Below are 23,389 nucleotides of genomic sequence, written 5' to 3'. Positions count from 1 at the left end.
CGTCACACGCATCACGCCACCACCAGCTCGTGCACCAGTGGATCTTCTCGGAGCCATTTCACCGCGTAGCACGGGTCGAGTGCCTCGGCTGCAAGATGGACACCGGGCGACACTCGTCCGACCAGGATGTGCTCGGCAGCGAGGGCAACCACCGAGCCGCTGAGACCGTACGAATCCTCGGCGCGCAGAACCACCCGGGTGACACCTCGAGGATGTCCCGGCGCGGGCCGGCCCGTGAAAAGCATTACGTAGAACGACCCGAATTCGTCCTCGTCAGCGATGGTGGCGTCGACGATCGACGGTATGAACGGCGCGAGTTCGGCGTGATCCGGGGATTCCGACAGTTGCGCCCACGCGTGCGTCATCGCGCGAGTGAGGCGGTCGGACGCGAAGACGTTGTACGCACGCACCTCGGCGACCCCCGGTAGCCCACCCAGAGACTGGGCTTCGGTCGTCAGATACGGCCACGCGTGCACCGGACGCGGGAAGCCAGGAATCGAGACATCACGAAGCGGCGAAACAGAATTGGAATCGATCATCCCATCCCGCATCGAAGCCATCGACTCGCCGAAGCGCTCTCCACGGGTGAGGAGTCCGTCGGCCGCCGACAACTCCGTGAACCGAGCCACCCCACCGACATACGTTTCCAGTCGGCGCAGCGGCCGGTCCTGCGCAATCAAGCGCGGCAACAGACCGGACAGGCCTGGCATCGCACCCGCAGAGAAGATCGCAGTCCGATCACGCGCGGTGTCCGCAGCTCGGAGCGCATCGGCGGCGGGGAGCTCCCCACCGATATCGATGTAGTCAGCACCGACGGAGAAGGCGGTCCGCGCAACCGAATCCAGCACGAGATAGGACGGTCCGGCGCAGTTCACCACGATGCTGCAGCCGCAGCAGAACTCTTCGAGATTCGCTTCGTCCGCCAGGTCCAACCGGACCGGCTCGGCTTCCCCCACACATTCCGCGGCGACGGCCGCTGCAGCATCGAGGTTACGGCCACCGATACGCAGCGATCCGAGCCCGGCTGCGGACATTCGCAACGCCGCTGTGCGACCCACCGTCCCGGAACCACCGATCAATCCGATCACCGGGACCGCATCGCCGCCGCTCACTGAATGACTCCCAATCGCAGCCGAACTGCCGAGGCGGCGCCCGCGACGGTGGGATCGTCGAGAAAATCTCGAATGGCAACGGCCGCACCGGTTTCCTTGGCCAACAACGCCACCACACGAACGGCCAGCATCGAGTCTCCGCCGAGGGCGAAGAAGTTGCCGCCGCGATCGAGCACCGGAACGTCGAGGAACTCTTCGAACACCTCACACACGGTGTATTCGAGGTCGTCGATGGGCGGGCCGCTGTGCTCGTTGACAGGAGGATCGGGAAGCAGACCCAACCGCATCCGGTCGTCGGCGACAGGGGCACCCGCGCGGGGCAGGTCCGGGACCGCTTCCCACCCTCTGCCTGCGGCAAGTTCATGAACGGTGGAGACGAACTCTTCGAAAGCCACCGCCACTTCCGCTTCGTCGAAGATTTCGTCGACCAGCGAGAACACGGTCACCACTTCGTCACCGAGCTCGAAGCAACGCACTTCGAGAGCGACCTGCGGGGTGCGGAGCTGATGAAAGTAATCCGCGATGTCGACCGTTCCCAGCGGGCCGGCATCCGTCGAGGCCGTCCCGCCCATCGCAGCGTCCACTCCCAGCACACTCTGGAAGACGATCGGCGCCGGCGGTCGCCGGCTGCCTCGCCTCCGGGCGAGCTCGCGGCCCGCCTCCACACCGGAGACGAGATTGTGCGATGTGTATTCACTCGACACCGACTGCACAGAGGCCGCCAACTCGGCGAAACTCGCATCGGGGTCCAGTTCGAGTGGGATGAGCATCGTGGCTGCAAACGCCCCGACCACACGGTGCACGTCGGGATGCAGCGGTAAACGGTTGAGCTGCAGGGCATTGAGCAGCAGATCCGAATGCCCGGCCCAGCGCGCCAGCACCGTACCGAAGGCTGTGAGCATGACCGTCGACGCGGTGACATCGTGTGCGGTGCACTGCGCTCGCAGTGTCGCCCATTCGTCGGCCGAGAACCGCGCCTCGCGGTTGCCCATGGTGACCGGACGGACGGACTTCGGGTCGGCAACCAGCGGGAGCGCGGGCGGGGCAGGCAGGTCGTCGAGGCGATCCCACCACCACTCACGGTCGGCCAACCATGCTTCGGTGCGGCTCAGTCCGGACAGTGAGGAAACATAGTCACCGAAGTCGATGGACAGCGGCACGAGCGTCGCGTTCCAGTCGGCGGCGTACGACAGCAGGTCGCGATTCATCGCACCCGACGACCATCCGTCGAAGGTCAACAGACTCATCCCGAGGTGCAGGCGCCCGCGACCACCGGGCAGCAACGTCAAGCGCACGTCGATGCCCGGCCCGGTGATCGGATCGGGACCGTGTTCGCTCATGTCCCGGCGCACATCCGCCAGCGTCGATTCGATCTCCCGCTCGTCACGATCGCGCAGGTCGTACAGCGTCACCCGGGGCAGGGCGGACGGATCCGACTCCGCGAGCACGTATTGGCGACCGTCCTGCGTCACCCGTGCCCGTAGCGTCGGCTGGTGACGCGCCAGACGCTCCAACGCGTCGGCCAGTGCGTCCTCGGCATCGTCGCTCTCCATCCCGTCGAGCGCATAGTCGAGGTAATAGTGAGCCGACTCGTAGGACAGCTCCCAGCCGTCCTGCTGCCCGACGAAATAGCCCTGTTGCAGCGGCAGGAGCGGGAACGTCGAGTGGGGATCGTCGCGGCGCGCGATCTCGATGTTCCACGCACGGGCAGGCTCGTCCGTGCTCCTCCGCTCGACCAGCTCGACGAGTTGACCGAGTGTCGTCTCGACCCGAACATCGGAGAGCTCGAGCGCGATGTCGAGGCGCTTGCGGATCAAGGCGGACATGCGGACGGTGAGCACGGAGTCACCGCCGAGCCGCAGGAAACTGGCGTCGTCGACGACATCCGCCGGTTGCAGATCGAGCAGTTCCGCCCAGATCTCGGTGAGGACGCGCCGGATGTCGTCCGTGCCCGGTACTGCTGGGACGCTGTCTAATTGGGCAGTCATCTGTCGTGTGTCTCCGCGTGGGTCGTAGGGGTATCGGGCCGGGCTGCGACGAGGAGCCGCTGCGAGAATGCTTCGAGCGGGTGGCCGTTGCGGGGAAGGTCGACGCACGGACGGAGCCCGGCGCGCACCATCGCAGCAGTCCATTCGTCGGCGGCGAGGTAGGTGCGGTGCGAACCGGCACGGACGTCGGTGCGGGCCAGCGGTCCGGAACCGTCCGGCATCGACAGCGCAAAGGGCATCGTCGTCAACGACTGGGCGTGCTCGACGACCGTCTCGATCAACACCACGACGCCGCCCGGCGCGAGTAGGACGCCGATCTCGCGTAGCAGCGCGTCGATGTCGACGGTGTTGTGCGCCATCGTCGCGGCGAGCACGACGTCGTAGCCGTCGCGGTCTGCGGAACTGTTTCCGAGTTGGTCTGCGATGGGCACGGTGATGTCCACCGTGGCGAACCTCATCTTGTGCGCCCACGGTTCGTCGGCGAACCGCTCGCGCGCGATGTGCAGGAAGTGTGGCGAGAGATCGGTGAAGACATAGTGCGTCACACTGCTGGCGCCGAGCGTGCCCAGGATGTGTTCCGACGTGGCGCCCACCCCCGCTCCCAGTTCGAGGATGCGCAGCGGCGCCGACCGGCTGTGCGCGAGGTCGGCGACGACCGAGGCAGCGGCCGCATTGAGGTAGCGGCTGACGACATTGGTGCCGTACACCTCGAGCGCTGCCGTCGCGTCGCCGTCCGGGTAGAGGATCGACTGCACATTCACACGTCCCTGCAGCAGGTCGACGGCATGCCGGAGCGAATCGAGAAGGAGTGTGGGAAGCGACGCCGCATAACCCAGTCGTACACACGCATCGATCATCCGGTCGCGCGCGGCCGTCAGATCCTTTCGCCGAGGTCGCTCGACCAATCGGACCCGGCCGTCGCCGATGGCCTCCATCAGGCCCGCGGCGAGGAGATCGTTCAGCCAGCGCTCGACCACCCACCGGTGTTCGAGTGAGGCACTCATTCGGTCGGCAAAGGCCTGCGGGTCACTGCCGTCCGCTGCCGCGATGTCGGTGGTGCGTGCCAGCAGGTCTGCGAGGCCGACGAGAACGAGCCGATCGAGCGCGTCGACGTCCTCGGCGCACTGCGCGACCGGCCACCCCTCGATCGCTGCGAGACCGTTCTCGTCGGCTCGGCTTCCGAGACGGGCATCCGATTCGATAACGGTAATCATTATCATCTAGAGTAGCAGACCTACCGCTCGATCACGCCATGTCCAACTGAAGGGACGCCCTCATGCCGTCGCCCGAGATGCACCCCGCCACGGACCACCGAGCCGAGGAGCCGATCGACGTCGTTCTCGAAGCACTCGGCGACATCATGGAGACGCCACCCGACGCCATCGACCCGACCACGGTGCTCACCGCACTGGGCATCGACTCCTACACTGCAGTACGACTGCGCCGCAGTCTGTTCGAGGACACCGATGTCGATCTGGAATTGACGGACTTCCTCGGGGATGCGACGGCCATGAGCATCGCCCAGCGCATCCGCCGGGCGAGACCCGCCGGAGACCGAATATCGACATCCACCCCGCCGGCGGCATCCGAGAACGATGAACGACCGACCGACAGTTCCTTCGAGCTCGGCGCGGTCCAGCAGGCATATCTCGTCGGACGTGAACCGGCGTTTCCGCTCGGCGGCGTAGCCACGTACTACTACTACGAATACGACCGGGTCGCCGACGACCCGCATGAGGATCTACGCACACTCGAAAATGCCTGGAACGCAGTGGTTCAGCGGCATCCGATGCTGAGATTCGTCGTCGACGCCGACGCGCGGGGTGTTGTCCGGGATTCCGTGGACAGGTACAGCTTCGAGGTCACCGATCTGACACAGGCAGCTCCCGACACGTGCGCGGAGGCACTCGGCGAGCTTCGCCGCACGAATTCGCATCGCGTGCTTCCGGTCGACACCGGACCGCTGTACGACATCCGCGCGGCGCTGCTTCCCGGCGGAGTCACCCGCCTGTTCGTCGGTTTCGACATCCTTGCCCTCGACATGGCCGGATGGATCACGCTCATGCGCGAGTGGGGCGCCCGGGTGGACGGCCGATCCGATTTCCCGCCACTGGGCCCGTCGTTTCCGGAGATCGTCCGAGCTCGGAAGGCGGATCCCGGCCAGATTCGCCGACGCGCAGCAGATCGCGAGTACTGGGCCGCGCGAGCACACGAGCTGCCCGGAGGCCCGAATCTACCCTGGCTGACGGCACCCCACAGCCTCGGCATCCCCCGGTTCACGCGCTGTTCGACCGAATTGGATTCCAGCACCTGGGATTCGCTTCGGAGTGCGTCCGCCTCGCGTGGACTGACACCGACCGCAGTGTTGCTGGCGAGCTTCGCCATGACGCTTCGATGCTGGGGAGCCACCGAGAAGTTCGCACTCAACACCACGCTCTTCGACCGCGAACACCCGGACGACGAACAGACCATGGCGGAGTCGATCGGCGACTTCACCACCACAGTGCTGGTGGAGATGCCGTTGGCCGACGACTGCGATTTCGCGACGTTCGCGTCCGCCGTCAATCACCGGTTCTGGTCCGATATGGACCACCGAACCGTGTCCGGGGTGGAAGTTCTCCGGCTCGGCCCCGCGCGCGCGTCCACGCCCGACCAGTCCGCCGACTCGGCACAGTTGCCCGGACCCAGCCACCCGGTGGTCTTCACCAGCGGACTGGGCCTGTCGGACGGGAACGACTCCCCCACTGCATGGCTGGGATCCGAGGTCTTCGGCGTCTCGCAAACGCCTCAGGTGCTGCTCGATCACATCGTGCGCGACGACGGTGGCCGACTGCGCATTGCATGGGACACCGTCGACGGAGCGCTCGACCCCCACTTCGTGCGATCGATGGCCGAAGCCCACGCACGACTCCTCGGGCGGTTGGCCGACGTCGACGCAGCCTGGACGGATCGCGCCCTCGCTCACGACCCCAGCTTCCGTGCGGAAGATCCCATCACGGCCAATGCATTCGAGTCCGCGGGCCCACTGCTGACCGATCCGTTCGATGCCCGCGCCGATGATTCCTCCCCGGCCGTCATCTCGGGCACCACCGAGCATTCCGCAGAATCGCTCCGCTGTCGTGCCGCGGACATCGCCCACTGTCTCGCCGCGCGCGGAATCGGCCCCGGCGACACCGTCGCGGTCAGTGCCGAAAAGAGCCCAGCGCAGATCATCGCAGTCCTCGGTGTCGCCGCGAGCGGCGCCGCCTACGTCCCGGTGGAACCGAACTGGCCCGCCGAACGCGTCGCCAGCGTCGTCCGTCAGGCAGACATCGCGCACGCCCTGGTTGCCGCGGACGTCGACCGGAGCCGATGGCCGGCAGCCGTCGACGTCCTCGCCTTCGATGCGGCCGGCAAGATCAGCGACAACGGCTTCCTGGATCCCGAGCGCACCGCTCCTCGCCGACCGGATGCCGGCGATCTCGCGTACATCATCTTCACCTCCGGATCGACCGGAGAGCCGAAGGGCGTGGCCGTCGAACACCGCGCAGTCAGAACCACACTCGACGACCTGATGGGCCGCTACCCGCTCACGTCGGATGATCGCGTGCTCGGCCTGTCCGCCTTCAGCTTCGATCTGTCGGTGTTCGACATCTTCTCGGTGCTCGGTGCCGGCGGGGCACTGGTTCTGCCCGACAGCTCCCGCCTGCGCGACCCCGGGCATTGGATGGACGTGATGGCGCGGCACCGTGTCACGCTGTGGAACACGGCGCCGGCGCTGCTCGAGATGCTCGTCGAGTACGCCGAGATCGAGCAGGAACGTGCCCGACGCGCCTTGTCGTCGCTGCGCCTCGTCTTCCTGTCCGGCGACTACATTCCGACCACGCTTCCCGATCGCCTGCGGGCTCTCGCGCCGGAGGCCACTCTCGTAAGCCTCGGTGGTGCGACGGAGGCCGCGATCTGGTCGATCTTTCACCCGATCGGCGAGGTCGATCCGGAATGGACGACGATCCCGTACGGGCGGGCACTCGGCGGTCAGAGCTTTCACATCCTCGACGACGGTGTGCCCTGCGCGGTCGGACAGGCCGGTGAGCTGTACATCGGCGGCGCCGGTCTTGCGCGTGAGTACATCGGTAATCCGGAACAGACCTCGGCGAGGTTCGTCGTGCACACCGCTACCGGCCGACGTCTCTACCGCACCGGTGATCTCGGCAGGTGGCGCACCGACGGTTCCATCGAGTTCCTCGGCCGCGTCGACCGCCAGGTCAAGATCGCCGGCCATCGCATCGAACTCGGTGAAATCGACTCGACCCTCGAGCGTTTGCCGCAGGTACGCGCCGCCGTTGCCTCCGCAGTGCCCGGGCCCGACGACCGGCCGCGCCTGGTCTGTTTCATCGTCGACTCGATGGCCGGTGAACCTGCGACCGACGCAGATCTCGTTGCTGCTCTGCAGACCCATCTCCCGCCCTACATGATCCCCGGCCGATTCGTACGGCTTCCGTCCCTGCCTGTCACACCGAACGGCAAGGTCGATCACCGCGCCTTACCCAATCCTTTCCGGCGCGAACAGGAATCGCAGGCGCCCGCCGAGGTGGAACAGCACGCCGAGACTCCTGCGGACGACACAGCCCTCGACGTGGTCGCCGACGCGCTGGCCCGCGGTCTCGAACTGCGCATCACCGTCGAGGCAGGCGACCTGGCACCGCGGCGATCCCTCGACGCCGCCGTCCGGTGGGCCGATCGAACCGTTCGCCATCTGGGTGATTCGGTGGCCGTCGACGAGGTGCATGCAACGAGTGGGCTGCTCGAACTGCATATCAAGGCGATCGAACCAGCGGCGGCGGGTCCGGTGCCGACAGCACTCGAACCGGTCGAGAGTCCGGGGCGCCTCGTCGACTCGGCGATCGAAACTCTCGTGACAGATATCTTCACCGAACTCCTCGGCGAGAAGATCGACACATCCACGCCGTTCTTCGACGTGGGCGCGACGTCGCTGACGCTGGTGCTCGCCCACCGCCGCTTGAGCAAAGCCGTCGCCTCCGACGAATTCACGGTGATCGACCTGTTCACCAACCCCACCGTCGCGTCACTCGCGGCCTTCCTCTCCGAGACCACGCGCGCCGGCACTCGTGCCGCACCCCCACCGGGCGAACACACCCCGAGGCTGCCCAGCGCATCGCACGGTCGCGCGGCCCGGCTCGCCGCCCGCATGCACGCCATGGAGGCCGTCCGATGACGGGCGGAATCGCCGTCGTCGGATTGTCGACACGGTTCCCCGGTGCGCCGTCCGTCGACCAGTACTGGTCGCTGATTCGCGACGGTCGCAGGGGACTCACGCGCCTGACCACCGACGAGCTGCTCGTCGCGGGAGTACCGCCCTCGCTGGTCCGCGATCGCAACTACGTACCGGTCGCGGGGATCATCGAGGGACAGTCCCACTTCGACCCCTCAGCATGGGGATTCACCGACGCGGAGGCGTGTGCCCTCGATCCTCAACACCGCATGTTGATGGAGTGCGCCTGGCTTGCCCTCGAAGACAGCGGACACGGGCACGGTCGCGGCGGTGGAGCCGTCGGCGTCTTCGTCGGGTCCACGCAGAGCGGCTACCTCGCACACAACCTCGCCGGTCGATGGGATACGACGGGCGGTGGCCGCGATCCGCTGGGCAGCATGCAGACCGCGATCGCCACGCAGCCGGACTACCTGCCCCTGCAGATCGCCTACCGCCTCGGATTGACAGGCCCGGCCATCGCCGTATCGACCAGCTGCTCGACGTCTCTCGTCGCGATCCACCTTGCGGCGCAGTCGCTGCTCTCCGGAGAGTGCGACACCGCTCTCGCGGGTGGAGTGTCGGCCATCGTTCCCCAGGGACGCGGATATCTTCATGTCGAGGGCGGAGTGTTCTCCAGGGACGGCGAAATAGCGCCGTTCGGGGCCCGAGGGTCGGGCATCGTCTACAGCCAGGGTGCCGGTGCCGTCGTCCTGCGCAGACTCGAGGATGCGGTTGCCTCCGGCGACCCGATTCTCGCGGTACTGCACGGGTCCGCGGTCAACAACGACGGCACCGACAAGGCCGGGTTCACAGCCCCCTCCGTGCGCGGACAGGCCCGCGTCGTGGCCGAAGCACTCGCCGTTGCCGAGGCAGATCCCTCGGACATCGGCCTGATCGAAGCACACGGGACGGCGACGAGACTCGGCGACCCGATCGAGATCGCGGCCCTGCGCGCCGTGTTCGGACGGGGCGGCCCGCCGTGGTGCGGTCTCGGCTCGGTGAAAGGCAATATCGGCCACACCAATTCCGCTGCCGGTATCGCCTCGTTCGCCAAGACGGTCCTCGCGATCCATCATCGGACACTGCCGATGTCACTCGGGTCCGATGCCGTTGCGGAGGAACTCCGGCTCTCGGATTCGCCGTTCGAATTGCTCGGCAAGACCCGCCACTGGGATACGGCCCCACTGGCCGGTGTCAGCTCTTTCGGGATCGGCGGAACCAACGCCCACGTCGTACTCGGTCCCGCGCCGGGAAATCCCCCTCGCCCGACCGTATTCGAGCGGCCCGTACTGCTGATCTCCTCCGGCGCCACAGCCGACGGAGCACGCGCCACCGCCGATGCGATCGCCGATTTCGCACAACAGGCGTCGCCGGTCGATCTCGCACACACGCTCGCAACGGGGCGGGCAGCCCTGCCACATCGGACGGCTACGGTGCTCGACCCGGCTGCCCCACACACACGTCCGGCATTCCCGGAGCCCGTCGCGGCGCGCACACAGGCACCCTCGGTGATCTTCGCGTTCCCGGGCGCGGGTGGTCACTATCCCGGCATGGGAGCAGACCTCTACCGCGACGAACCGGTGTTCCGTGCCGCAGTCGACGAGGTCGCCGACCTGCTCGTTCTCCGTATCGGCGCCGACATCCGCGACATCTTCGATCGTAATGACACCTCCGGCCGCATCCGCGATGTCGCTTTCGCCGTACCGGCACTGTTCGCGATCTCTCTCGGTACCGCGCGTCTGCTGCAGTCGTGGGGGCTGACCCCCACCGCAATACTGGGCCACAGCCTCGGGGAATGCACCGCCGCTGCGTTCACCGGGGCGCTGACAGTGGATGACGCCTGCACACTCGTCGCCGCACGATGCACTGCGGCCGCGCGATCCGCAGGCGTCGGCGGGATGATGTCGGTCGCCCTCTCCGAGGACGAACTCCGCGACATACTCCCCGACCTTCCGGGAATCGACCTCGCGGCCGTGAACGGTCCGAACTCCTGCGTCATCGCCGGTACCCATGGCACATTGCAGTCTGCCTACGAGCTTCTGACGGATCGGGGTGCCGACGTCGGCCTGTTGCGCCTCGATGCCGCGATGCACTCCCGGCATGTCGAGGCAGCGCTGGGCGAGGTCGAACGTGCGGTACGCACGTTCGCCTCCGCCGCCCCCAAGTCTGGTACCAGCACGGTGTTCAGCACGGTCACCGGCGACGCCGTCGACGAGGCCACTCTGCGCGAGCCGTCGCACTGGATCGACCAGTTGCGCAGTCCGGTGCAGTTCTCCCGCGCACTCACCGCTGCGGTGACCGCGGCGCACGGCGATGTGGTGGTGGTCGAGGTCGGGCCGGGCTCGTCGCTGACGGGTCTGACGCTGTCTCATGGTTTCGACAACGCCGATGCTGTGGTGTCGACGATGAGTAGGGACGAATCCGAGTCCGTCACGATCCGTTCGGCGGTCGGCCGGCTCTGGTCGGTGGGGGTGCCCGTCGACGTCGCGGCAGCATCCGGCGGCAACGGTCGGCCGATACGTGCGCCCGGCTATCGCTTCGATCGCAGACACCTGTGGATCGAACCGTCGGACGCCACATCCGGACCTTCGGCCGCATTCGACGACCCGCTGCAGATACCGCTGTGGCGGCAGCTACCGCCCGCTTCCGCCACGAACGCGCCGCGCGGTACCTGGGCGGTACTGGGTAGTTCCCCTCCGGCACAGTCCCTTCGCGAGCGATTCGCACAGCTGGGCGTGGTCGTTGCCGAACCCGAGAGCGGCCCGACCGAGCTGCACGGGGTCGTCTCCTTCGCGCACGACCACGACGGGCCGGTCGATGCCGTCACCTCGTTCTCGGAAGCAGCCAGGCACCTCGTTCCGCAGATCGTGGACGGTGCACTCTGGGTATCTGTGACCTACAACGGGACGGACCCCGCCCACAGCGGCACTGTCGATCCGGTGGCGGCGGCGGTGCGGGCACTGCCCCGCGTATTGGGTCAGGAATCCCCCGGTCTGCGTTGGGCAGCAGTCGATCTCGACATCGACATCGCGCATGAGGAAGCCGCTGACGTAATCCTGAGCGAAATCAGGGATGCACTCGGACGCTCGGAAACTCAGCCCGCTCCACTGGTCACCGTGCGTGCAGGGACCCGGTGGACGAGCGGCACCACGTCGTGGTCTGCCGCCGAACCGGGCGCCGGGGTACAACCCGGAACTCGGGCCTTGATCGTCGGAGGAACCGGGGCGGTCGGCCGGCTCCTGAGCCGACATCTGTCGCAACGCGGCTACGACGTGGTGGTCACCTCACGTCGAGAACACCCGAACAGCGAGTCCACGCCGGTGCGCCACGTCGTCAGCGACGCCACAGACGCCGCCGACCTCGCAGCAGTAATGGCATCCCTCGACGCGGAGGGCCACCCGATCGGCCTGATCATCCACGCCGCGGGGGTGGCCGCGACCGTTGCTCCCGTCACGCTCACTGCGGATGTGCACGACGCCGCTCGCGCACACATCGATGCCAAAGTGGCCGTGGCGCAGAATATCCACCTCGCGGTGTCGGCGTTGGACGAAGACCGGCGCCCCACCTCGATTCTGTGCATGTCGTCGGCAACCGGGATGCTCGGCGGCATCGGGATGGGCCCGTACGCCGCGTCGAACACAGCGATGGACGCGTACGCCGCGTCGGTGACGGGTCACCCCACCCGCTGGGTCAGCATCGTGTGGGACGGATGGCGGGCGCTGCTCGACGAGTCGGGTTCTGGTTCGGGGTCGGCCACCGTGATGTCGGGTGCGCTCGATGCCGCCACCGGCCTGAGCGCCTTCGACCGGATCCTCGATCTCGCCGGCTCCGGCCGTTGCCCCACCGCCGTCGCGGTCGGTACCTCGAGCCTCGACGCGCGTTCGCGTGCAGCCTCGGTCACCAGACCACGAGCTGTGGCCGGCGCGGCACCGTCGGATCTCACCGCCACTGAACAGGCGGTGGCCGAGATCTGGTCGACGCTGTTCGGCACCCCTGTGGCCGACCCCGGTGCCGACTTCTTCGCCCTCGGCGGACATTCACTGCTGGGTACCCGAATGCTCGACACCGTACGGCAGTATTTCGGCGTCGAACTCGGCCTCCGGGACCTTCTGACCACTGCGACGCTGGCCGAGTTCTCGGAGCGCATCAACACTGCACAGGTACCCACGCCACGCGATGCCCCGAACAGCCCTGCAGACACAGTTCCGCCGCTGTCGGAGGCCCTGCGAGCCGACGGAACGTTCGACATGACGCGGGTTCAGCACGCGTACTGGATCGGACGCGACGGCGGATACGAGTGGGGCGACATCCCGTGCCACTTCTACCTCGAGTACGACTGCGTCGACCTGGATCTGGAACGTTATCAAAGGGCGCTCGATTCGGTGATCGAACGTCATCCGCTGCTGCGCAGTGTTGCGACACCCGACGGACGTCTGCGGACGCTCGATTCGGTCCCGCCCTACCGCATCAGAACCCGAGATCTCTCGTCCGCCGACGACGAGACCGAATCGCGCATCCTCGCGACGATCAGGCAACGGGTCGCCGAGAAGCCCGGCCCACCCGATCGCTGGCCTCTCGTGCAGATCTCCGCCGCGATCGTCGAACCGAACCGAGTCCGGTTGTTCATCGGCGTCGACGTCCTGATCTGTGACGCCGCGAGCTGGTGGATCATCGAATCGGAACTGAAGGCGTTGTACGACGATCCCGATACCCCGCTTCCCACGCTCGAACTTCATCCCGCACAGTGTTCGTCGGCGATGGCACTGCGTCGACGAGGACCGGGAGGGGCCGAGGCCGAGCGCTATTGGCTCGAGCGCGCAGACTCCGTCCCCGGCCCACCGGAGCTACCGATCCGCGCGACACTCGATCGGCGTCCTCGGTTCGTTCGGCGGGCCACCGCACTGAGCCCCGATCGGTGGAGTCGATTCGTCACCGAATGCCGGCGCCACCGCATCACACCGACGGCAGCGCTGCTCACGGTCTATACCGATTCGCTGCGGGCATGGTCGGCAACACCGCATTTCTCGGTCGTTCTGACGTTGTTCGACCGCCCGCCCGTCCACCCCGACATCAACAAAGTGGTCGGCGACTTCACCTCGCTGATCCTGCACGAGTCGGACGCCCACACCGGCTCGTCGTTCGTCGACCGCGCACAGGCCACCCAACGCCGGATGTTCGACGATCTCGATCACCGCGAATACTCGGCACTCGAGCTTCTGGCCGAACAATCCACCCGTTTCGGTGAGCGGCGCTCGGTACCCGTCGTGTTCACCGGCGCACTCGGAGTGCACGACATGGTCGACGACTCGGGCTCACTCGAATGGGTCGGCAGGCAGGTCCATGCCGTCGGGCAGACACCGCAGACGTGGCTCGATCATCAGGTGCTCGAGCAGGACGGCGAGTTGCGACTGCAATGGGACGTGCTGGACGGACTGTTCCCGGACGACGAACTGGACCGAGTGGTGGCCCGGCACACCGAGGTAGTGACACGCCTCGCCGAAGACGACGGTGCGTGGACACAGGTGAGCGCCACCTCCGATCTGCCGGAGATCGATCCCGCCGACGTACTCGTCCCACTGCGAGGTGCCGCATCGGATCGGGCAGAGATTCCCACGCTGTTCCTGATCCATCCGTCGGGCGGAGACGTACTCTGCTACGCCGAGTTGTCGCGACGGTTGGTCAGCGACGTCGCGGTCGTGGCGCTCACCGATCCCCAGCTCACCGCCGATACCCCGGGTCCGGACTCGATACCGGCCATCGCCGCGCAGTATCTGTCGGCAATCCGGAGCAGATATTCGACTCCGGCGGGGGGATGGCTGCTCGGCGGCTGGTCCATGGGCGGCTCGGTAGCGCAGGAAATGGCACGACAGCTACGCGAGGACGGCGAACACACAGCGCTGATCGTCATGCTCGACTCCAACGACCCGACCTACATCACCGCCATCCCCGGCACGCCCACACAATGGGAGACCGAGGTCGCGCGGCGCCAACTGGGCGCGCTGGAGGCGTTCCTCGATATCGACCTCGATGTCGGCGAGACCGCGTGGAACGAGGTCGCGAACCTGGACGCCGACGAGAGAAACACCGTGATCGCCGCGAAACTGCGCAGCCGCCGGCTGCTCGGCCCCCGCGACGACGGACGCTCACGTCTCGAGGTGTTCGGTCGTCATCTCGACGCTCTCGCACGTCACGAACCGCGTCTGCTCCCCGACTCGGCCACCGAGACCGTTCTCGTCCGATGCACGCGACTCGCCCCGAACAATTCGGGTATCGGCATGGGGATCGACGACACCCCCGTCGAGCACGCGGCCGATCTCGGCTGGTCACGTCACCTGGCCGGACCGCTGACCGTCGTCGCCACCGACGCCCATCATTACTCGATCCTTCGACCTCCCGCCCTGGACACCGTGGTCGACCAACTCGATCGTGCTCTCAGCAACGTCCTTCCGCATCACTGATGCCCTACACCCCGAAAGCGACAGCACCCCATGCGATATCGCACCCATCTACCCCGCTCGACCCCGCTCCGCGCGGCAGCGGCACTCGCCGCGTCCGTCGCCGTGCTGGCCGGCTGCTCGACGTCGGACGAGCCGAACAACGCCGGCGACCCGAATAACGCCAGAGACGACGTCAGTGCATCGGACGTGTTCCGATACGTTGCGCCGGGCTCGTCGGCAGTCAGCACCAACGATCCGCACGGACTCCTGCCCGCGGAAAGTGATGTGGTTCGGATGGCCCTCACCTACGACCCATTGACGGTTCCCGGTGCCGACGGACAGACACAACCGCGGTTGGCCGAGTCCTGGGAGCCGGATGAGACGTTGACCGAATGGACCATCACGCTGCGCGACGACGCGAGGTTCTCCGACGGCAGCCCCGTCACCGCCGCGGATGCGCTGTTCTCCCTCCGCCGGATGGGCGAGAAATCGGCGGAGAACTCGGGTCGCGTCGAACGGTTCGATCTCGACGCCTCGGAAGCGACGTCGGACACGACGCTGCTGCTCCGCACCAAGGAACCGTATGCGGAGGTCGGTCAGGCCCTGGAGGGGTCGACGTTCGTCGTACCGGAGGGCAGCGCCGACTTCACCGAACTTGTACCGGGGTCGGGACCGTTCCGTCCGGCCTTCGCGGGCGGGCAGGTCGAAGTGTTCGAACGCAACAACGAGTGGTGGGGCCCCGTTCCGCCGATGGCAACCATCGAGATGCGCGCGATCCCGGATCCGCAGGCACGCGCCGACGCCGTCACCTCGGGGCAGGCCGATCTCGCCGCGGGAGTCCCGGCGTCGGCGGTGGTGGCACTCGACGAGTCGTCGGGAATCGGAGTGGTCCGGCATGCAGGCGCGACCCTCTACCCCCTTGTGATGCGCACCGACACAGCACCGTTCGACGACAACCGAGTCCGTGAGGCCGTCCGCAATGCCCTCGACCGCGACCAGCTCCTCGATGTCGCGTTCCTGGGACAAGGACAGCTGGGTAACGACGTGATCAGTCCCCAGGACCCGGCTGCACCCGATCTGCCGCAGCGCACTCGTGACCTCGACCGCGCCCGCGAACTGATGGCCGAGGCCGGCCTGGCAGACGGTGTCGACGTCACGTTGAACAGCACCACCGCGTACCCCGGAATGGACAGCGCGGCCACCCTCATCGCCCAGCAGCTCGCCGACATCGGCATCCGAGTGAAGGTCGAGCTGTCACCCCCGGACACCTACTTCCAGGATGTGTACGCCCAACGCCCCTTCTACATCAGCTATCTCGGGGGCATCCCCTTCCTCGACATCACCCAGGTGGCCCTTCGCCCGGATTCACCGACCAACGAAACCGCGTGGGGCAATCCCGCCTGGTCGGCGAAACTCGCCGAGACCGTCGCCGAGCCCGACGACGCGACCCGTGATCGCGGAATCGGTGAGCTGATGGCAACGCTCCGCGATGAAGGTGGTTACGCCATCTGGGCTGCCTCCGACCGTCTGGATCTTGCAGCACCGGGCGTGACCGGAGTGCCCGAAGGCATCGGATTCGCCAGTGCGTTCATCGACCAGGTCGACCTCGAAGGGTGATCTCGACGTCACGCCACTCCGGCGGAGTGCGATTGCGTCCGCTGCTCGGGACGGCGGCGCGCGCAATCGCACTCACCCTGGCCGTCTCGGTGATCGTCTTCGGTGTCACTGCGCTCCTTCCAGGTGACGCCGTGTCGCTGCGTGCGGCAGGCCGGATGAGCCCCGAACAACTGTCGATGCTGCGCTCCGCGGCCGGTCTCGACGAACCACTTCCTGTGCGGTACCTCGCGTGGCTGACGAATGCCGTCGGAGGTGATCTCGGTACGTCGACGAGCACCGGGCGCAGTGTGGCGTCGATGCTCCGCAACCGCTTGCCGGTATCGATGGGCATCGTGTCGCTCGCGCTGGTCGTCATCATCCCTCTGATGGGGATGCTCGCTGTGCTCGCCTCCCACGGCGGGGGACGTCGATCTGCCGGATCGGCTGCCACCACCGCAATTGCGGCGCTCCCCCAGGTCGTCGTTGCGGCTCTCGTCGCCGCGATCCTGTCCGGGAGGGCAGGACTCGTGCCACCGGTCTCCCTGATTCCTGCCGGCCGGTCACCACTGGCACACCTCGACCTCCTGGTGTTGCCGGCATTGACGCTGGCGCTGCCGGCAAGCGCATATGCGGCGATGATGCTGCGCGGACCGCTGGTGGATGCCACGGAAACCCCGTACATCGTCGATGCCCGGATGCGCGGCATCGGCCGGGCACATATCGCTGCGTCGTACGTCCTTCCGGTTGTCGCGGCGCCCGTCGTTCGTGTGATGTCGTTCGTCCTGGCCGGGCTGATCTGCGGAACCGCCTTGGTGGAGAATATTTTCGGTCTGTCCGGGCTCGGAGAACTGTTCGTGACGTCGATCGCCACACGCGATGTGTCGGTAGTACAAGCGATCTCGTTGCTCGCGGCGCTCGTGGTAGTGGTCGGCATGGCCGTCGCTGATCTTGTCGCTGCATGCATCGGCAGGAAGGATCCGAGGTGACCGGCCGTAGTGGGCGATCGGCACGGTCGCTGATCGCGGTCTCACTGGCCGCGGTGCTTGCCTTCGCGTTGTTCGGCCGTTATCTCACCGACCTCGACCCGCTCGCGACAGTGGCCCGACCGTGGACACCGCCGAACGCAGACCAGCTGCTCGGGACCGACGCACTCGGGCGCGACGTGCTGTCGCGAATCTTCTGGGGCGGCGGCACTCTCACTGCGGTTGCGCTCGTCGCGGCCGCCGCGTCGACATCGGTCGGCGTCGCCTGTGGTCTCTGGGCCGGGTGGTCCGGGCGCCGAATCGAAGTCGGCGTGAGCGCCGGGACCGATCTCTTGCTCGCGGTCCCCGCCGTTCTCGTCGGACTCGTCCTCGCAGTCGCCGTCCCGATGCCCGTCGCGGTGGTTGCCGCGACCGTCGTAGCCGGTTCCCCGCTCACCGCCCGCGTCGTCGCCGACCTTTCCGCCGACTGCCGCCACGCCACCTACATCGACGTCGCACGCATGCGTGGCGATTCCGTCCCGTCCATTCTGGGCCACGAGGTGCTGCCGTCACACACCGCCGCGATCACGACCGACTACGGACTGCGCGTCATCGTGGCCCTGCAACTCGTGTCCACCATCAACGCGCTGGGCCTGGGAACTTCACCCCCGGAGCCGGATTGGGCATCGATGATCACGGAGAACTATTCCGGAATCGGACTGAACGCTGCCGCAACCGTCGCGCCGGCGGTTGCTCTCGCCGCACTCGCCACCATCGTCGCGATCGCATCGACAACGCTCGGGTCGACACTACTCGGGTCGGCCGAGCGACGAGGAGTCTCCACATGACGACCCCGAGCACGCTGCGCGTTCGCGGCCTGACGGTCACCGACGACCGCGGAAACCATCCTCTTCATCAGTTCGATTTCGACGCCGCAACCGGCGAGATCGTCGCACTCGTGGGCCCGTCCGGCTCAGGTAAGACCACCGCGATCGCCGCCATCCTCGGGGTGCTGCCGCGCGGCGTGGCCGTCACTGCCGGGTCGGTCGTCTGGTGCGGACCGGGCGAGCACGGCACCAGATCGTGGCGAGGAACCACTGTCGGATATGCCGCCCAGGATCCGGCGTCGGCGCTGCATCCCGGCCACACCGCATGTCGTTCGGTCGCGGAGGCAGCACGTATGCGCGGCTGCGCGCGACACGACGCAACCGCAGCCGCGCGCTCCGTTCTCTCCGAGTTGGGGCTGACCGACGAGCAGATCGACTCGCCGCCCCACCGTCTCTCGGGTGGCCAGGCTCAACGCGTCGCTGTTGCCCGCGCGCTGGTGGTGTCGCCCCCGCTGGTGATCCTCGACGAACCGACCTCGGGGCTCGACGACGTCACCCTCGAACCGGTACTCGCGGCCATCATCGCACGACGACGCGCGAACGGCGTCACGATCGTCGCCACTCACGACCCACGCCTGATTGCCGTGTGCGATCGGGTACTACGGACCGCGCCGGCCGTCGACGACCACACCGTGTTCGTATCCGGGAGGGTCGTCCGCTCCGGCACATCCGCACTGGAGCTGACCGATTTCGGGATTCGCACCGAGCAAGGGCGTATGTTGCTCGACAGCTCCACCCTCGACGTCCGTACCGGCGAGTTCGTCGTCCTACGGGGTCCCTCCGGGTGCGGCAAGACCACGCTGCTGCGTGCGGTGTGTGGACTGCATCCGTTCGACGGCACCCTGACACTCGACGGGCATGCCGTCGCCGCCCGGGTCGGTGAACGTACACCGCAGTCGCGCGCTGCGATCGCGTTGGTCGGCCAGAATCCCCGGGATGCACTCAATCCCGCCCACAACATCGAGCGCATCCTCAGACGTCAGATGCGACGACTGCATCCGCGGGCGGACCTTCGGGCCGAGGCCGAGCGTCTCCTCGACCGTGTCGCGGTACCCAGGACCGTCTTACGCCGACGCCCGCACGAGCTGTCCGGCGGTCAGCGACAACGTGTCGCGATCGCCCGAGCCCTCGCGGGCCGCCCGCGCCTTCTCATAGCCGACGAAATGACCGCATCGCTCGATCACAACACGGCAATGCTGATTACCGACCTGCTCGACGAGCTCAGGCACGCCTGCACCGAAACCGACAGCGGCCTGTCGATTCTGGCGACAACGCACGACGAGTATCTGGCCGCTCGGGCGGATCGCGTCGTCGAAATTCACAAGGCCTCCATCATCGAAACCCCTTCGCACACGAGGAGCACACATATATGACCGATACCGAATTGCCCCCGCACCCCGATCTCAACGCAGCCGTCGATGCTCTGTCCTCGCACCCATGGATCGCGCGCGTCGACCCGGATGGAGACGGAGGAGTACGCATCGTCGTCTCCGACGAGGCCGTCGCGACGACGAGAGCAGAGGGCGCCGCGGTGGTCGGTGGCCTCACCCACGAACATCTGACGCACTGGACAGAGGTGTACGACTGGACCTACAGCTCCACACAGCAGCACGATATGCAGACGCAGGATCGGGACGACGATCTGGCCGGCTGGCGTGCCACCGACACCGGCGAGCCCTTGCCGACCGAGCACATGATCGAATGGGTCGAGCGCACAGTCGAACTCGTTCTCGCACAACGTCCCCGCAACGTGCTCGAGCTCGGATGCGGGACAGGACTGTTGATGCGCAGACTCGCCCCGCATGTCGACAGCTACGTCGGTACCGACGTGGCCGGAGAGATCGTGGACAGACTCGCCGCGCAACGCATCGCCGGAACCAGTTTCGTCAAGGCCGCCGCGCACGAACTGCGGGGACAACTCGTGCGGGACGCCGTTGCAGCGACCGGCGCAACACCGGACTGCATTCTTCTGAACTCGGTCACCCAGTGCTTTCCGGACACCCGCTATCTTGCTGCAGTCGTACTCGACGCCATCGACACGGTCGCCCCCGGTGGCACCGTGATCGTCGGCGACATCCGGCATTCGGGCCTGCTCCACGACTTCGCCCGCTGGGCGGAGATGGCCAAGAATCCGGATGGAGACCCGAACACACTGGGCGACCGAGTGGATCGGCGGGCATCGTCGGACAGCGAACTGTCGGTGGACCCGTCGACGCTCGCGTCCATCGCAGCCGCGTCCGGTCGAGAGGTGTCGGTCTTCGCGTACGCGAAGACGCTGCGCGACGATTCCGAACTCACGCGGTATCGGTTCGATGCAGTGTTCACTGTCGACGTCGCCGCCGTGGCCGGGAGCGATGCTCCCTCGGTGACGTCGTGGCACGATCTCGATCGCGACGGCGCCGCACTGACCGATCTGCGAGCGCGTGTCGAATCGGGACCCACCCTGATCACGGACATTCCCCGATCCGTCACGGCCGCAGCGCTGAGTTCGGCGTTGACCGGTACGGATGCAGTGGTGTTGATCGATCCGTCCGATCCCGCCGTGTTCCGGGTGGCATCGCCCGCGGTAGTAGGCGCGATCACCGCGACAGACCCACCGGAGGCCGGCACTCCTCACGAGCCGCTGGGCGCGTTCGCACGCAGTCGGATGCTCGACGTCGCCCGCACGCTGTTGCGTCGGGCCGGTATCGCCCGCCCGGAACGCATGACCGTCGAACTTCCGTCCGGACGCGGTCTCGACATCGTCGCAGCGAATCGTCGGCGACACGAGATCGACCGTGCGGGAAGGTGTGCCGTGTCGGGTACGCCGGAGCCCATTTCCGATGCAGCACTTGTCCGCGTACCCGGAGCTGTCGAACGGTTGGACGGCATCGCCCTCGATGCGCTGGCAGGCTTCCTCTGTTCCGACGGCGGGGTTCGGCCCGGTGTGACGGCGTCCATCGACAAGGTGGCCGCGACACTGCGAGTCGCAGAGCGGCACCTGTGGATTCTGCGTCGGTGGATCGAGGTCTTGTGCGCCGAAGGACACGCACACCGGCAGGGCCACGACGCGTTCGTCCTCGCGAAGCCCACCCAGCCGGCGACGAACAGCATCGACGACCGGGAACTCGCCCGTGCCTGCCGCGCCCTCGGGTATCCGTCCGCGATGGCCGGATTCTACTCGAGAGCGCTGTCTTCGCTCGGCCCGTTGCTGCGTGACGAGGTGTCGGCGCAAGCATTGATGTTTCCCGACGGCGACATGACCACGTCGCTGAGCAAGGACGAGAGGAATTTCAGCAACCGGTACCTGCACGGCGCCGCGGCCCGGATCATCGCCGAGGCCGCGCGCACCCGGCCCGGCCCACTCCGCATCCTCGAGCTTGGGGGCGGCGCCGGGGGCGGCACACATGCCGCGCTCGCAGCGCTCGGCGACCAGGATATCGACTACCTCTTCACCGACATCTCCCGCTTTTTCACCACCTCGGCCGCAGAGCGTTTCGGTGCTCGATCCGGATTTCGCACCGCGACAGCAGACATCGATATCCGACTGACCGATCAGAATCTACCGGCACAGGCATTCGACGTGGTGCTGGCCGCGAACGTTATCCATTGTGCGACCGATGCGGGATCGTCTGTCGAAGCCCTGAGTGAAGTGCTGGCACCGTCGGGGATCGCCGTCGTGATCGAGGCCGTTCGTGAGCATTACCTCGTGCTGGCCACGATGCAGTTCCTGCTGTCGCCGCGAGCCGGTGCAGCGTATCCGGGTGCGGCCGACCGCCGGAACGGGAGCGTCTTCCTTTCCGATGCCGACATTCGGCACTACCTGTCCATCAACGGTATTCGTCCATCCCTCGAGCTTCCCGTGGACGGCACTGCGCTGGCAGCCCCGTCACAGCGCCTGTTCGTCGGCCAGGCGCTGTGACATCGGAGCGGCCAGGGCATGTTTCAAAAGCCCGCTACCTCATAACCACTGACTGATCACAGCGACCTGGACGGTTGCCATGTACAGCACCGCGAGCTTGTCGTAGCGCGTGGCCACCGCCCGGAACTGCTTCAGAACGTTGATTCCGCACTCGACCGAATGCCGTTGCCGGTAGATGTCTCGATCGAATGCCGGGGGTCGCCCACCGCCGGAGCCTCGATTGCGGCGGTGGGCGAGCTGATCACTCATTCAACGACTGCGACATCCCTTCCGGCGGAAACGCGGTTCAAGATCACTTTTTAAACACGGACTGGTCGACGAACGTCTCGCCGAAGAGATCCTGCTCCAACCACACTGCGGCACGGACACCGTCCGCGGCAGCGGGAGCCACCAGCGTCACCGGCTCGGGGACGGCTGCCAGGTGCGCCGCGTCGCCGCCGGCGGACACCCCGGGAACGGTCGTCTTACCGAACTCGTCGACGCGGACACATCCGTCGTCGAAATGCTCACACCCGAGCGCACGAGTGAGCGCCGTGTTCGGAGTCGTCGGCGCCCGGTGGTAGAGGGCCTGACGTTCGAGAACGGAGCCGTCGGCGAAATGCACCGTCAGCGAACCAGGTTCGCCCTCGATGTGATCGACCGGCGTCTCCACCACCCGCGCGCCCGTCTTGTCCAGCATGGCGCTCAACGGGTCCGGAATGGTCGACGGACCGTTGGTGCAGACCACCACATCATCGGAATAGCGGTCGGCGACGTAGGCGCCGAGACCAGCGTCCGGGCCGTTGGCCAGGACCGCGAGCGTCAGCCCGTCGGTCTCGAATCCGTGGCAGAACGGGCAGTGGAAGACTCCTGATCCCCAGCGTTCCGCCAGGCCCGGAATCTCCCACGGGACGTCGGTGACGCCCACAGCGAAGAACAGCTTGCGAGCCTGTACGGGCGGCCCGTCGTCGACCGTTACCTCGAATGCACCGTCGACTCCGCCGACCGCACTGACCTGGCCGGAGATCCGCTCGACCGTCGGGTATACGTCGATTTCGGCACGCCCGTCGGCGAGGAGATGAGCCGGTGCACCACCGTCGCGGCCGAGGTACATATGCATTTCGGCGGCGGGCGCGTTACGCGGCCGTCCACCATCGACTATCAGGACGGATCTTTTCTGGCGCCCGAGTACCAGCGCGGCGCTGAGGCCGGCGGCACCTGCACCCACAATGACGACGTCGTACATGAGGTAACTCCGATCGGTGGTTCGCCCGCT

Annotated in this window: 11 protein-coding genes and 1 pseudogene; 7 read left to right on the top strand and 5 right to left on the bottom strand. The window is 66.9% G+C overall.

Features of this window, described 5'->3' with window-relative positions:
- Positions 1 to 11: 11 nt before the first annotated feature.
- From EV641_RS18560 to EV641_RS18550, 3 genes are read right to left on the bottom strand one after another with little or no spacing between them, the layout of a single operon-like run.
- Positions 12 to 1,112 carry a saccharopine dehydrogenase NADP-binding domain-containing protein gene (locus EV641_RS18560; RefSeq protein ID WP_132473633.1) on the bottom strand — a complete coding sequence of 367 codons (1,101 nt, stop codon included), beginning with the start codon at positions 1,110 to 1,112 and terminating at the stop codon, positions 12 to 14.
- Positions 1,109 to 3,100: a condensation domain-containing protein gene (locus EV641_RS18555; protein ID WP_054713204.1), complete on the bottom strand. Its 1,992-nt coding sequence runs from the start codon at positions 3,098 to 3,100 to the stop codon at positions 1,109 to 1,111. Before EV641_RS18555 ends, EV641_RS18560 begins: the two co-directional genes overlap by 4 nt.
- Complete coding sequence (locus EV641_RS18550) at positions 3,097 to 4,314, bottom strand: class I SAM-dependent methyltransferase (RefSeq protein ID WP_054713203.1); 1,218 nt, start codon at positions 4,312 to 4,314, stop codon at positions 3,097 to 3,099. The genes EV641_RS18555 and EV641_RS18550 overlap by 4 nt, the downstream gene beginning before the upstream one ends.
- Positions 4,315 to 4,376: 62 nt before the next feature.
- On the opposite strand from EV641_RS18550, the gene EV641_RS18545 reads away from it, so the two are divergent.
- Genes EV641_RS18545 through EV641_RS18515 form a run of 7 tightly spaced genes read left to right on the top strand, consistent with a single transcriptional unit; the run spans position 4,377 to position 22,134 of the window.
- On the top strand, positions 4,377 to 8,315 hold the full coding sequence (locus EV641_RS18545) for a non-ribosomal peptide synthetase (protein ID WP_199233302.1): 3,939 nt from the start codon (positions 4,377 to 4,379) through the stop codon (positions 8,313 to 8,315).
- Positions 8,312 to 14,809 (top strand): type I polyketide synthase, encoded by a 6,498-nt coding sequence (locus tag EV641_RS18540; protein WP_132473629.1) that lies wholly within the window; start codon positions 8,312 to 8,314, stop codon positions 14,807 to 14,809. The genes EV641_RS18545 and EV641_RS18540 overlap by 4 nt, the downstream gene beginning before the upstream one ends.
- Positions 14,810 to 14,839: 30 nt before the next feature.
- Complete coding sequence (locus EV641_RS18535) at positions 14,840 to 16,405, top strand: ABC transporter substrate-binding protein (RefSeq protein WP_132473627.1); 1,566 nt, start codon at positions 14,840 to 14,842, stop codon at positions 16,403 to 16,405.
- Positions 16,402 to 17,370 (top strand): ABC transporter permease, encoded by a 969-nt coding sequence (locus tag EV641_RS18530; protein ID WP_132473625.1) that lies wholly within the window; start codon positions 16,402 to 16,404, stop codon positions 17,368 to 17,370. Before EV641_RS18535 ends, EV641_RS18530 begins: the two co-directional genes overlap by 4 nt.
- Positions 17,367 to 18,194 carry an ABC transporter permease subunit gene (locus EV641_RS18525; protein ID WP_199233301.1) on the top strand — a complete coding sequence of 276 codons (828 nt, stop codon included), beginning with the start codon at positions 17,367 to 17,369 and terminating at the stop codon, positions 18,192 to 18,194. Before EV641_RS18530 ends, EV641_RS18525 begins: the two co-directional genes overlap by 4 nt.
- Entirely contained in the window at positions 18,191 to 19,606 is a 1,416-nt protein-coding gene (locus tag EV641_RS18520) for an ATP-binding cassette domain-containing protein (protein WP_132473623.1), read from the top strand. Before EV641_RS18525 ends, EV641_RS18520 begins: the two co-directional genes overlap by 4 nt.
- A complete protein-coding gene (locus EV641_RS18515; protein ID WP_132473621.1) occupies positions 19,603 to 22,134 on the top strand; it encodes a class I SAM-dependent methyltransferase in 2,532 nt (843 codons plus the stop codon). The genes EV641_RS18520 and EV641_RS18515 overlap by 4 nt, the downstream gene beginning before the upstream one ends.
- A 39-nt stretch (positions 22,135 to 22,173) precedes the next feature.
- On the opposite strand, the pseudogene EV641_RS18510 reads toward EV641_RS18515, so the two are convergent.
- A pseudogene (locus EV641_RS18510) lies at positions 22,174 to 22,320 on the bottom strand (IS5/IS1182 family transposase); the annotation flags it as partial.
- A 106-nt stretch (positions 22,321 to 22,426) separates the two neighbouring features.
- Positions 22,427 to 23,359, bottom strand: coding sequence for an NAD(P)/FAD-dependent oxidoreductase (locus tag EV641_RS18505; RefSeq protein ID WP_132473619.1), 933 nt, complete (start codon positions 23,357 to 23,359; stop codon positions 22,427 to 22,429).
- Positions 23,360 to 23,389 lie beyond the last annotated feature (30 nt).

Source organism: Rhodococcus sp. SMB37, assembly GCF_004345605.1.
Lineage (GTDB): Bacteria > Actinomycetota > Actinomycetes > Mycobacteriales > Mycobacteriaceae > Rhodococcus.
This window is presented reverse-complemented; position numbering and strand designations above follow the sequence as displayed.

Bases quoted from the DNA above. Each gene is read 5' to 3' on its own strand.
- EV641_RS18545 (WP_199233302.1), top strand. From the start codon at position 4,377: ATGCCGTCGCCCGAGATGCACCCCGCCACGGACCACCGAGCCGAGGAG.
- EV641_RS18520 (WP_132473623.1), top strand. From the start codon at position 18,191: ATGACGACCCCGAGCACGCTGCGCGTTCGCGGCCTGACGGTCACCGAC.
- EV641_RS18540 (WP_132473629.1), top strand. From the start codon at position 8,312: ATGACGGGCGGAATCGCCGTCGTCGGATTGTCGACACGGTTCCCCGGT.
- EV641_RS18550 (WP_054713203.1), bottom strand. From the start codon at position 4,314: ATGATTACCGTTATCGAATCGGATGCCCGTCTCGGAAGCCGAGCCGAC.
- EV641_RS18505 (WP_132473619.1), bottom strand. From the start codon at position 23,359: ATGTACGACGTCGTCATTGTGGGTGCAGGTGCCGCCGGCCTCAGCGCC.
- EV641_RS18535 (WP_132473627.1), top strand. From the start codon at position 14,840: ATGCGATATCGCACCCATCTACCCCGCTCGACCCCGCTCCGCGCGGCA.
- EV641_RS18555 (WP_054713204.1), bottom strand. From the start codon at position 3,100: ATGACTGCCCAATTAGACAGCGTCCCAGCAGTACCGGGCACGGACGAC.
- EV641_RS18515 (WP_132473621.1), top strand. From the start codon at position 19,603: ATGACCGATACCGAATTGCCCCCGCACCCCGATCTCAACGCAGCCGTC.